General features: G+C 41.0%; 9 protein-coding genes. 6 read left to right on the top strand and 3 right to left on the bottom strand.

Going from position 1 to position 12503, the window contains the following annotated elements; all coding sequences use genetic code 11:
• The first annotated feature begins 1 nt into the window (after position 1).
• From LPB86_RS13645 to LPB86_RS13635, 3 genes are read left to right on the top strand one after another with little or no spacing between them, the layout of a single operon-like run.
• Positions 2-1054 carry a VWA domain-containing protein gene (locus tag LPB86_RS13645; RefSeq protein WP_230644838.1) on the top strand — a complete coding sequence of 351 codons (1053 nt, stop codon included), beginning with the start codon at positions 2-4 and terminating at the stop codon, positions 1052-1054.
• Positions 1051-1785: a tetratricopeptide repeat protein gene (locus LPB86_RS13640; protein WP_230644836.1), complete on the top strand. Its 735-nt coding sequence runs from the start codon at positions 1051-1053 to the stop codon at positions 1783-1785. Before LPB86_RS13645 ends, LPB86_RS13640 begins: the two co-directional genes overlap by 4 nt.
• 12 nt (positions 1786-1797) lie before the next feature.
• On the top strand, positions 1798-3627 hold the full coding sequence (locus LPB86_RS13635; protein ID WP_230644834.1) for a BatD family protein: 1830 nt from the start codon (positions 1798-1800) through the stop codon (positions 3625-3627).
• Positions 3628-3641: 14 nt separating this feature from the next.
• Here LPB86_RS13635 and ligD read toward each other — a convergent pair whose 3' ends face one another.
• Positions 3642-6272: a DNA ligase D gene (ligD, locus tag LPB86_RS13630; RefSeq protein ID WP_230644832.1), complete on the bottom strand. Its 2631-nt coding sequence runs from the start codon at positions 6270-6272 to the stop codon at positions 3642-3644.
• A gap of 112 nt (positions 6273-6384) precedes the next feature.
• Here ligD and LPB86_RS13625 point away from each other — a divergent pair, with 112 nt between their 5' ends.
• Positions 6385-7857: a glycoside hydrolase family 28 protein gene (locus tag LPB86_RS13625; RefSeq protein WP_230644830.1), complete on the top strand. Its 1473-nt coding sequence runs from the start codon at positions 6385-6387 to the stop codon at positions 7855-7857.
• Between the two features lie 28 nt (positions 7858-7885).
• Here LPB86_RS13625 and LPB86_RS13620 read toward each other — a convergent pair whose 3' ends face one another.
• Complete coding sequence (locus LPB86_RS13620) at positions 7886-8527, bottom strand: Uma2 family endonuclease (protein WP_230644828.1); 642 nt, start codon at positions 8525-8527, stop codon at positions 7886-7888.
• Between the two features lie 327 nt (positions 8528-8854).
• Between LPB86_RS13620 and LPB86_RS13615 the strand changes: the two genes are divergently transcribed.
• The gene (locus LPB86_RS13615) at positions 8855-9646 is read left to right on the top strand and encodes a murein L,D-transpeptidase catalytic domain family protein (protein WP_230644826.1); all 792 of its coding nucleotides are present in this window, start codon (positions 8855-8857) and stop codon (positions 9644-9646) included.
• Here the strand turns inward: LPB86_RS13615 and LPB86_RS13610 are convergent.
• Positions 9643-11196: a L,D-transpeptidase family protein gene (locus LPB86_RS13610; RefSeq protein WP_230644824.1), complete on the bottom strand. Its 1554-nt coding sequence runs from the start codon at positions 11194-11196 to the stop codon at positions 9643-9645. The genes LPB86_RS13615 and LPB86_RS13610 overlap by 4 nt on opposite strands.
• Positions 11197-11255: 59 nt before the next feature.
• Between LPB86_RS13610 and fabF the strand changes: the two genes are divergently transcribed.
• Positions 11256-12503 carry a beta-ketoacyl-ACP synthase II gene (fabF, locus tag LPB86_RS13605; RefSeq protein WP_230644822.1) on the top strand — a complete coding sequence of 416 codons (1248 nt, stop codon included), beginning with the start codon at positions 11256-11258 and terminating at the stop codon, positions 12501-12503.

Raw genomic sequence — 12503 nt, 5'->3', positions numbered from 1 at the left:
AATGATACGTTTTGCAGACATACAAATATTATGGGGCTTACTGGGTATTCCTGTTTTAATCCTCTTATTTTTTTTCATCACCAGATGGAAACATAAAGCCCTGGCACGTTTAGGCAATGCCCATACCGTAAAGCGCCTGATGCCCGAAGTTTCATTTTCCCGCCCTATCTGGAAATTTGTCCTTTTTGTACTGGCCTATGCATTTTTGATTGTGGCCATTGCAGATCCGCAGATAGGTACTAAAACTGAAGAAGGCAAGCGAAGCGGATCGGATGTACTGGTTTTACTGGATGTATCAAACAGTATGCTGGCAGCTGATCTTTCTCCAAACAGACTGGAGAATGCTAAACGTGCCATTTCTCAAATGATAGACAGTATGCATAACGACAGGATTGGCATCGTCATTTTTGCAGGTCAGGCTTATGTTCAACTCCCCATTACTACAGACTATGCTGCTGCTAAACTGTTTCTCAACAATATCAGCACAGACATTGTTCCAACACAAGGAACGGCCATTGGTGCTGCCATAGAAATGGGACTGGAGACCTTTGAGCAGGTTACCGGAAAAAGCAAAGCCATGATTATCATGACAGATGGCGAAAATCATGAAGACGATGCTGTGGCTGCTGCCAAAACTGCCAGTGCTAAGGGTATAGAAATCCATGTGATTGGCGAAGGTTCTCCTGAAGGTGCTCCTGTACCGGTTTACAAAAACGGACAACCCGTAGGCTTTCATACCGACGAACAAGGAAAAACCGTCTTGAGTAAATTGAATGAAGAAATGTGTAAGGAAATTGCAACAGCAGGAAATGGAGCATACGTAAGATCTTCTAATGCCAATAGCGGCTTAGGTTTGATTATGAACGAAGTGGCCAAAATGGAAAAGAAGACCTATGAAAGCAAAGTATTTAAAAACTACGAAGACAGGTTCCAGATCTTTCTGGGCATTACCCTGGCCCTGCTGTTATTGGAATTCTTCATCTCTAACAGAAAATACATTAGCCAGGAAAGAAAATCTAAATTGTGGGAGCTATTTGAGGTACGTAAATCATGAAAAAGACAATTATCATTGCGGCTTTGCTGCTGCATGCCGGCATACTCTTAGCACAAAAAGAAAAGGGAGATATTCATAAAGGGAACCAGCTGTACAAGGAACAGAAATATAAGGAAGCTGAAGCCAGCTACCGAAAGTCTGTAACGAAAGCGAGCCAATCGCTGGAAGGCAATTTTAACCTTGGAGATGCCTTATACAAACAGAAAAACTTTAAAGATGCAGCACAGAAGTTTACGGAACTTGCCGAATCGGCTACTCGTCCTGATGTAAAAGCCAAAGCCTATCATAACCTTGGAAATGCCCTGCTGGAAGATAAAAAGCTACAGGAAAGCGTAGATGCTTATAAGAAATCTTTGATGAACAACCCAAAAGATGAGCAAACCAGGTACAACCTTGCTTATGCCATGGAAAAGCTGAAACAGCAGCAACAGCAGGATAAGAAAAACGAAAAGAACAAGGACAAAAACAAGGACGATAAGAGCAAGGACAATAAGAACCAGGAGCAAAAGGATAAGGACGATAAGAATAAAGACAAAAAGGACAAAGACGGCAAGGACAAAGATCAACAGAATAAAGATCAAAAAGGACAGCAGCCGCAACCTGACAAATTATCAAAGGAAGATGCCGAGCGCATGTTGCAAGCCTTAAACAATGAGGAAAAAAACACACAGGACAAACTCAAAAATAAGAAGGCAAAAGGGACTAAAGCAAGAATTGTTAAGGACTGGTAACCGCATTACAGAATGAAGAAGACACCATATATTTTAGTCCTATTGATGTTGTGGTCAGTGACTTTACTGGCTCAAAACATAAAATTTACGGCATCACTGAGCCAAAACACTGTTGGTACGGGAGAAGCATTTGAACTCAGTTTTAGCGTTAACGGCAATATAGAATCTTTTAATCCACCAGATCTTTCCATATTTCGTGTACTGGGCGGCCCTAATCAGAGTTCAAGCATGACTTCTATCAACGGGAATACCACGATGTCTATGTCTCTTGGATACGATTTAATGGCTGTTAAAGAGGGCGAATACACCATTGGCGCAGCAACGATTACAGCCAACGGAAAAACTTACCGGTCAAATCCCCTAAAAATAAAGGTAGTTAAAGGCAGAGCGGTACAACAACAGCAAAATGGCTCTTCCTCTAATTCTGCGCAACAGCAGGATGTGGCGCCTGGAAATCCGGCAAACCTTGCAAAAAGTCTGTTTATAAGGGCCATTCCAGACAAAACATCCGTTTATCAGGGAGAGCAAATTTCTGTTACCTATAAACTATATACCAATGTGTCTCTGGTAGATATGCAACCAGATAAACTACCTGAATTTAATGGGTTCTGGAGTCAGGAGATCAAAAATAACAATCCAAATATTGAATGGGCAACTGAGGTATACAAAGGCGTATCCTATCATACAGGGATCATCAAGCAGATTATCCTTTTCCCTGAACATGCAGGTAACCTTGCCCTTGATCCATTGGGTGCCACCTTTTCTGTAAGACAAGCCGTTCCTTCCAACGATCCCTTCGAGCAGCTTTTTGGAGGCGGTTCTTTTAAAGACAGCAAGTATAAGGTTAAAAGCGCACAGGTTACCATTCGCGTAAAACCACTCCCAATGGCGGGTAAACCAGCAGGATTTCAAGGTGCAGTGGGTGATTTCTCGTTGGGCACCGTTGTAGATAAGGATGTTTTAAAAGCCAATGAATCTTTAAATTATACCATCAAAATATCCGGTTCCGGAAACCTCAAACTACTTCCAAATTTAACGGTTGATTTCCCTGAAGGATTTGAAAAATACGACCCAAAAATCACAGATAAAATTACAGAAAGCGTAAACGGTGTTTCGGGAAGCAGAGATTATACTTTCCTGACCATTCCACGAAAGGAAGGAAAATATACAATTCCAGCTTATAAATTCTCCTACTTTAACCCTGCAACAGGTCAGTATCATACCCTTATTTCCGGCACTTTTCCGGTTACCGTAAATAAAGGCGATGTAAGTGCAGAGAGCAAGGTCTTTACTTCGGGAAACAAAAAAGACGGCAACATGCTTGATGGAGATGAAATAGACATTCAGTCTACCCAAAATCATTTTAGCACTGCTATGAAGGCCCTTTTTGGAACCGTATGGTTATACATTATTCTTGTAGTAGCAGTAAGCTCCTGGTTCGGTTACCGGTACTACCGCAACTGGAACTTAGCACGTAACATTGATCCCGAAGCCATTAAAAAAAGAAATGCCAATAAACTGGCGGCAAAATATTTAGCACAGGCAAAAACAGAGCTTCAAAAAGCAGATAGAATAGCCTTTTATGAAGCCATTTATAAAGGAATCTATGGATACCTGAGCCATAAACTAAGTATTGCCGTATCAGACCTAAACCATCATAATATTGTGAGCAGGCTTCGTGATACGAAACTGAACGAAAATACCATCAATGAGCTATTGAAAACTTTAGAAATGTGCGAAATGGCCCGCTATGCACCGGTATCTTCGTCCTCAGAACCTGAAGTATTTGAAAAGGCAAAAAACAACATCGCAGATATAGAAGCTCATTTCAAGGGGCAATAGCAAAAAAGGACAATTTACTTAAATATGCTTTGTGCTTTTTTAATGGTTTTCTCCAAGTCTATTCCCTTACCCAATACACCTTTAAACAAATCTCCGGTTTCTTTCAACCTGTCAACAGCATTTAAAATCGTAAAATCTTTCATTTTCAAACCAGCTTTAACTTCATCCCAATGCAAAGGCATAGAAACGGTAGCACCTGGTTTTGGTCTTAATGAATAAGGACCGGCAATGGTAGCGCCCGGCCGGTTTTGTAAAAAATCAAGATACATCTTCCCTTTTCGATTGCTTATCATCCGTTCCAGCGTGGTAAACTTTGGAATTTGCTGATGCACTATTTTAACCAGGATCCGGGCAAACAATTGCGACTGCTCATAATCATATTTTGCCGCCAGGGGGATATAAATATGCATTCCGGTTGAACCTGAAGTCTTGCAGTAACCTGGGATATCCAGTTCATCTAAAACCTTTTTTACCTCTTGCGCAGCAGTAATCACCTGATCAAAAGTATTTTTATCAGGATCAAGATCAATTACGCAATAATCAGGATGTTCTGGTGAAGAAATCCTGCTAAACCAGGGGTTCATTTCAATGCAGCCCAGCGTAGCCATCCAAAGTAAAGTAGCTTCATCCTGGCCTACAAGATATTCTTTATGCTCGCCATCTCCATTTTCATAAGGAAAAGTTTTGGCCCAATCCGGCGCTTTACCCCGCACATCTTTCTGATAAAAGCTCTTGGCATGGATACCACCAGGAAACCGGTTTAATGACATGGGCCGATCTTTTAAATAAGGCAAGATATAATCTGCCACCTGATAATAGTAATTGAACATTTCTCTTTTCTCAATTTGATCTTCCGGCCAGTACAATTTACTCAAGTGCGTAAACTTAAGCTCATGCCCTTTTACTTTCCGCACCTGGGTTTCATCCTTAGGATTAAGCAAAGTTTTACGGGACTTTCCCTTCGGAGGAACTATAGCTGTATCATGTTCTGAAACATCTGCCTCCTCAACTATCCGATCTGTAGCAACTGCGACTTCCTTAACAATATCTTTAGCCTTTTTGTCAATCCTCATACCTTGAAACGATGGATGACGGAAAACGCCATCGCTGGTAACCTCACTAAAAGCAACCTCACAAACCAGTTCAGGTTTTAACCAGGTAGCTTTGGCATGAGGAGGATTGGGTCTGAAACGCGAAGGTTTGTTGTAATCCGGTTCTTCATCAAAGGCACTTTTTTTTAGGATAAGGGGTTGGAACTGCTGCATCAGCTCTTTCTGCATTTCATCGTTAAAACCTGTACCCACTTTTCCAACATACTTAAACTTGCCCTGATCAAATACGCCAAGCAACAGGGAGCTGAACAATTTGGACGAATCTTTATTGAGCGTATAGCCTCCTATCACAACCTCCTGGCGTTTGCCAACTTTTATTTTAAGCCATTCTTTGCTTCTGGCACCGGCAGAATAGGTACTGCTAGCCTTCTTGGCAATAATACCCTCCAAACCAATTCTTTTAGATGCGTTATAGAAATCTATTCCATTTGCTTCAAATACCTTACTCATCCTAATTTGATCGTCGCCTTCAGGTAGAACATCCTTTAAAATAGCTTGGCGCTGTGCCAGGGGCAATTCTGTAAGGTCCATACCATTATACCAAAGCAGGTCAAAAATATAATAAACCAAGTCGCCATCATCTTCACTTCGCCAGTTTTGCAGCTTAGCAAAATTGCTGATCCCCTTATCGTTTATCACCACAATTTCGCCATCCACTACCGCATTAATTTTCCATTGTTGAAGGGCTTTATAAATGGGGTAAAACTTATCATTGAAAGATTTGTAATTCCTGGACAGCAGTTCTACATTACCTTCATTTATAAAACCGAGGGCACGGTAGCCATCCCATTTCACTTCATATATCCAGTCCGGGTCGTCAAAAGGCTCATCTACCAATGTAGCCAGCATAGGCTTAATACCAACAGGTATTTTAGCCTTTTTCCCGTCCCGTAAATAATCGGTTTGGGTACTGTGCCAAACCTGATCACTTGTTTTCTCCACCTGCTCAACCGTCTTTTTAGACAATACAGATTTGTCTTTTTTTGTAATGTCATTTTCAGAGGCATACTTATCTTTATGTTTGATCAGTAACCATCCATTTTCGCCCATACCTTTGGTCTTAACCAGCGCAAACTCCCCTTTTACTTTATGTCCATGGAGTACAATCTTCAATGACCCCTCTTCCAATTGTGTAAGTAAATGTTTTTCCTGTGCCTTTTTACCTTTAATTTTTTCAATCGGCTCATAAGTCCCTTCATCCCACACAATAACGGTTCCCCCTCCGTATTCTCCCTTTGGGATCAAGCCCTCAAAGGTTCTGTAATCGTAAGGATGATCTTCTACCATCATGGCCAATCGTTTGGTTTTCGGATCTGTAGAAGGACCCTTTGGCACCGCCCAGCTTTTGAGCACGCCTTCCATTTCAAGCCTGAAATCGTAATGTAAATGTGAGGCTGCATGCTTTTGAATCACAAAAGTTAATGCTGAACCAGCCTTAACAGTTTTTCCTTTAGCCTTGCTTTTAGCCTTTTCACCCGCAGGTTCTGATGTTTTACTAAAATCACGTTTTTTTATATATTTCTCCAGACTCATGATTTACCTGTTTAAATATGGTGTTAACAGTTGCCCTGTATAAATGTTTAGCAAAGCCTTTAAACCGCCATAAATAGCTATATTGGCCCTTGCTAACCAAATAATCCAAAATATGTTCAAAAAAGTTTTAGCCATACTTACAGTTTGTATCCTTTTTACAGTAAACCTGAAAGCGAAATACCCTTTACCAGCTCTTCAAAAGGAATTTAACATTAAAGCTTACGGTGCTATCGGAGATGGAAAGACAGACAATGCCCAGGCCATACAGAAAGCCATTGACGCCGCATCAAATTCTGGTGGTGGAAAGGTAATTGTCCCTGCAGGTGCAGTATTTTTAACCGGCCCTTTTAACTTGAAATCTAATATTGAATTTAATGTTGAGGTAAATGCGAAAGTACTGGCTAATCCAAATGAGAAAGTTTACACCAAAAGTGCCTTCAGGGAAAACAAAGGTGAAGGTACAATCTGGATTGGAGGAGAAAACCTGATCAATGTTACCATTAGCGGAGGAGGAACTATTGATGGCAATGGCATTTCCTTTATGGGTGCGGAGCTGGAGGATTCATACGTACTAAAACCGTTTACTGTTGTAGATCCACGCCCGCATCTCTTAACGATAGTTGGCGGTAAAAACATCAGGATTCGTGACTTAAGCATCGTTAACTCCGCTTACTGGACCATTCATTTAATTGGATGCAATGATGTAACCATTGATAACATTACACTTCTAAATAGCCTTAAAGTTAGAAACAGCGATGGCATAGACCTTGATCACAGCAAAAATGTGCGCATCAGCAATTGTTATATCGAATCAGGTGATGATTGTATCTGTCTCAAAAACAGACGAGAATATGAAGAATTTGGTACTTGTGAAAATATTACCGTAAATAACTGCACCATGACCTCACGCTCTTGTGCCATTAAAATAGGTTCTGAGAACATGGACAAAATTAGCCAGGTGCTGATCAATAACTGCATCATTAAAAAAAGTAACCGCGGTATTGGTATTCAGAACAGAGATGAGGGAACCGTATCTGATGTGATCTTCTCTAACATTATTATAGAGTCTCATTTGTTTTCTGATGTATGGTGGGGCAAATCAGAGCCGATATATGTTACTTCTTATGCCCGTGCAAAAGGCAATAACAAGGACGCAGGCTGGCGTTTTCCGAAAGGGGCAACCGAAGGCCGCGCAGGTGCCGTAAAAAACATCTTTTTCAGCAACATCAAATGCAGCAGTGAAAATGGCATTTACGTAGGCGGCGAAAGTCCGGAGCTTGTGTCTGGAATTACATTTGACCAGGTAGATCTCTTCATTGATAAAACAACAAACATCTCTGGAGGCTTCTTTGACCGCCGTCCCTCTAATGTAGAAGGTTTACCAAAAGCCAATGTCTCTGCGTTCTATATTGATAAGGCCAATGATGTACTCATTCGCAACAGCAGCATAAAATGGGGAACGCAGCTTCCTGATTATTTTGGCCACGCGGTGGAAATACATCAATCAGGAAGCGTAAAAGTAATTGGACTGGAAGGTACTTCGGCATTTCCCAAAAAGATGGATGCGGTAAAAGATTACCATTAGCTTAGGCTAACGGGTAATCTTTTAACATTTATTCACTAATTCCTTTAAAAACAAGGTCTGCTTCAATTTGAAATCCGGGCAACACCACAGAAACCAACATCCCTTTTCCAGTAATAGGGCGCTGTGCTTCAAATACGCCGGCCTCGTTTAAAACGTATTGCAAAAGAATTCTTTCTGCGGGCACCACTACCCAATACTCCCTCACGCCAGATTCTTCATACACATCGTATTTATTTAGCATTTCTTTGGCATTATTACCGGGAGATAAAATCTCAACCATAATATCCGGAGCGCCAATGCAGCCTTTTTCATCCAGCTTATTTTGATCGCATACCACACATATGTCTGGCTGCACTACGGTAAAAACCTTTGAATCCGGATTGTACCTATTAGCCAACCTCACATCAAAAGGAGCGATATATACTTCGCAGGGATGTTTTTCAAGGTAATTATATAATTTACTAAATATATGCCCGCAAATCTTCTGGTGGTTGCGGTTCGGGGCACTCATGGCAAAAATCTTCCCTTTTATAAGCTCCAGGCGTTCGTCAATTTCCCATTTCAAATACTGTGCATAGCTATAGGTTCCGGAAAGGTCAATCTCCTCCACTTTACTAATAACCGGATCTTCAATATTGTATTTTTTTTCTTCCAATTTATCATCTTCCATATCGCCATAAGTTAATACAACAAATATATAGTTAACTCATCATTTTTTTAAACATTTGTTTTGCGAAAAATCTTCAATAAATTAGATATTCCATACAATAAATTACAAAACTACACTTTAAACGTTGAGCAGGGCTGATAATTCCACTAATTAACTGATAGTATTGAAGTTCCGAATAGTCACAAAAGCGTAAAACCGAAGGACATATGCTGACATTCGTTTACAAATACGTATATTTGTTTTAGAAATAAGACGAAATACTTAAACAATTTATTTGAAGATAACTTACCTAATCAACGTATCACCACACAGAGTTAAATACATTCTATGAGAAAATACATTTTAGGCGGAGCTGGTATTGTTCTAATCACCCTTTCGCTTTTTACCATGAGCTGGAAATCTCCAGTAGAAACCAGCCCGGTTGTACGCACTGCATCGGAAGATTCTTTGTATAACAAATACGTAAAGGACCTTTATGATTCAGTAAAACTGGCCACAACCGGATTGAGCAGAACTGTTTTTGAAAAAGCAATAACCGGCTATTACAACCTTAAAATAACCGGAAAAGTAAGTAATGCAAAATCCATTCTCAGCATTGCGGATATGGACCAGCTCAGCAGTTCAAAACGTCTTTGGATTATTGATTTGGATAAAAAAGAATTGCTTCTTAATACCTGGGTTGCTCATGGACAACATAGCGGAGACGATAAAGCTACTCGTTTTTCCAACACCAATGATTCTTTTCAAAGCAGTTTAGGCTTTTATGTAACCGGAGAAATTTATACCGGTAAACATGGAAGATCACTTAAACTGGATGGCATGGACAATGGCTATAACGATAATGCACGTAGGCGCTCAATAGTGGTTCACGGTGCTGCTTATGTAAGCCAGGGTACCATTAACGCATTAGGCAGGCTGGGTCGCAGTCAGGGTTGCCCTGCGGTTGCGCCCGAACTTGCCAATGAAGTCATCAATACTATTGAAGGTAAGACTGTACTGTTCATCAACAGCAGCGATCAACGATATACCTCTAAGTTTTTAGACGAGCACAAAGCTGCAGATCTAGCTGGTATTTACCCAGAAAAAATCAGTACAGCGCTAATCGCTTCCGGAACTTAGTTTTTGATCCGGTTTAACCTTTGCAGGTAACTATCCAAAACGATATCAAGACCATACACGTCCTTACGGAACTGTATGGTCCCTTTTTCATCTGCCCAGCTTGTAAAATAGGATAAGTAAACCGGTACCTGCGGTTTCAAAGAAATATCTTTGGCTTCGGGTGTCTCTGCACTCATTTCCTTTTTAATGGTTTCAAACTTTGACCCGTCGCCAAACAAAGCATGCGCAAGATCAAGCGGTTTTTCTACCCTTACACAACCATGGCTTACGGCACGCATGGATTGGTTAAAGGCCTCTTTTGCAGGTGTATCATGAAGGTAAACGCTCAGGTCATTTTTAAAAAGAAACTTTATCTTGCCCAATGAGTTATCGTCACCAGGGCGCTGTTTAAAACTATATATTTTACCTGCGCCAGCGGCGCTAAAATCTATTGTCTCCGGATCTTCTATTTTCTGTCCATCCTTATATACATCTATATTCTTGTTGTCCAGATAATAACGGTCGGCAGCCGCATATTTGGTAATTTCATTCGTAGCAATACTTTCCGGAATATTCCAAACCGGATTTACCTGCACACTATGGATCATACTATTCAGCTGTGGTGTTTCCCTGGAAAAAGGACGGTCTTTGTTTAAACCTGTTTCATCATATTCTTTTAATTCCGGATTTAAACCCTTGTTGCGGCCCTCTCCTACACAAACTTTCATATTCAATACAGATTTACCTTTTTCCATCACATCCAACCTATAATCAGCAATATTTACCAATACATACTTATCCTGCGAGGGCTTATTCTTCCATCTTAAACGTTCAAGGTTAACCTGTAAAATCCTGCTTGTTTCCTCTTTAGTCATCCCTGCCGCAGTAACTCCACTTTGCAGTGCTTTCTGTAGTGCAAGATATTGCCCATCCTTAGGCTGAATGCTATCCAGAAAACCGCGTACATCCCGTACCGCAAACACATGCATCATACTGGCACTATCCGGCCTTTTAGTTTCTGTATAATAATTGGCGTAAATTTTTCTCGGACTCAATATCCCAAACTGCAATGCATTGGTATAGTTAATTAAGGAATTGGCCAGCATCATTTCCAGGTCGGCTAAATCCTGATAGGCTTCTTCTTTAGTCTTTATGGCTTTTTTATCATAAAACTTTGACATTAAAGCTGCAATGGCAGAAGCATGAAAAATATCTGGGCTAAGACCATGCTCGGCAGATTTATTTAAATACTCGGGAATTACCTTTAATACCCCTTTAGGTAAATGCTGCAAGATTAAAATCGGCTCATAATCTTTGGATGCATAAAAACCCGTAATCAGCTTTGGATTGCTCAGCTGTGCCCTTTTCGCTTCCAGGTTCTTTTTCATCACCAATGCAAATGTATCTGCATCCAGATTTTTGAATACCTTATTTCGGGTTTCCGTAAATAGCACTTTGGAGATGTCTGAACGTTCTTTCTTTTTACATGAAAAAATAGTTAGACTAAGCATCACAAAAAATAAAAAGTAGTACGCTATAAGAGAGACAGACCGCTGGTTTAATTTTATCATAGCCATCAAATACTAAAAATGATGCCACAATTAGTAGCTTTGCGCCTTAATATTGAAATATGATGCATAGAAGAGTTGTAGTTACCGGTATTGGAGCGCTTACCCCGATTGGAAACGACAGGGAGACATTCTGGAACAATGCGCTTGCAGGTGTAAGCGGTGCTGCTAAGATTACCAGGTTTGACGCCACCCTATTTAAAACTCAATTTGCCTGTGAGCTTAAGGACTTTGATGTTACAAAGCATTTGGACAGGGCAGATTTAAAAAGAACGGATTTATACACACAATACGCGCTGGTTGCCAGCGATGAGGCGATCAAAGATGCCGGTTTCGACCTAAAGACCATGGACCCTTTTGACGTGGGTGTGATCTGGGGATCGGCCCAGGGCGGAATGGATACCTACGAGCAACAGGTAACTGAATTTGCACAGGGCAACGGACAACCCAGGTATAGCCCCTTCTTTGTTCCTAAATTTTTGGTTAACATGGCAGCAGGCTTAATTTCATTAAGAAATGGCTACATGGGCATCAATTATACCGCAGTCTCTGCATGTGCTACAGGGAATACGGCCATTATGGACGCCTTTAACTACATCCGCTGGGGCAAAGCCAATATCATCATCACCGGTGGTTCTGAAGCACCTATTTCTGCTGCTTCTATAGGCGGATTTACCGCAATGAAAGCCATGTCTAATTTAAACGACGAGCCGGGAGCTGCCTCAAGGCCCTTCGATGTAAACAGAGATGGATTTGTAATGGGCGAAGGTGCGGGTGCATTAGTATTGGAAGAATATGAACATGCCCTGGCCAGAGGTGCAAAGATCTATGCTGAAGTTGTTGGTGCGGCCATGACTGCTGATGCATACCACATGACCTCCACGCATCCTGAAGGATTAGGTGCGGCACAGGCTATGAAATTAGCGTTAAAGGAAGCTGGGTTAAGTATTGCCGATGTGGATTATTTAAATACGCATGCCACTTCAACACCTGTTGGTGATTTATCGGAAATTAAAGCGGTCACCAACCTTGTTGGTGATGAAAAAATAAAACTAAAAATCAGTGCTACAAAATCTATGACCGGTCACCTTTTAGGCGCTGCAGGCGCCATAGAGGCTATATTATGCTTATTGGCTATTCGGGATAAGGTCATTCCACCAACAATAAATACTACAGCACTGGATCCTGCCATTCCAGAAAATATTACCATTGTTACTGGATCTTCCCTACCTCTACAGGTTGATGTAGCAATGAGCAATACTTTCGGTTTCGGCGGTCACAATGCAACTATAGTTTTTAAAGCAGTATAA

This window comes from Pedobacter sp. MC2016-14 (assembly GCF_020991475.1).
In the GTDB taxonomy this organism is placed as follows: Bacteria; Bacteroidota; Bacteroidia; order Sphingobacteriales; family Sphingobacteriaceae; genus Pedobacter.
This window is presented reverse-complemented; position numbering and strand designations above follow the sequence as displayed.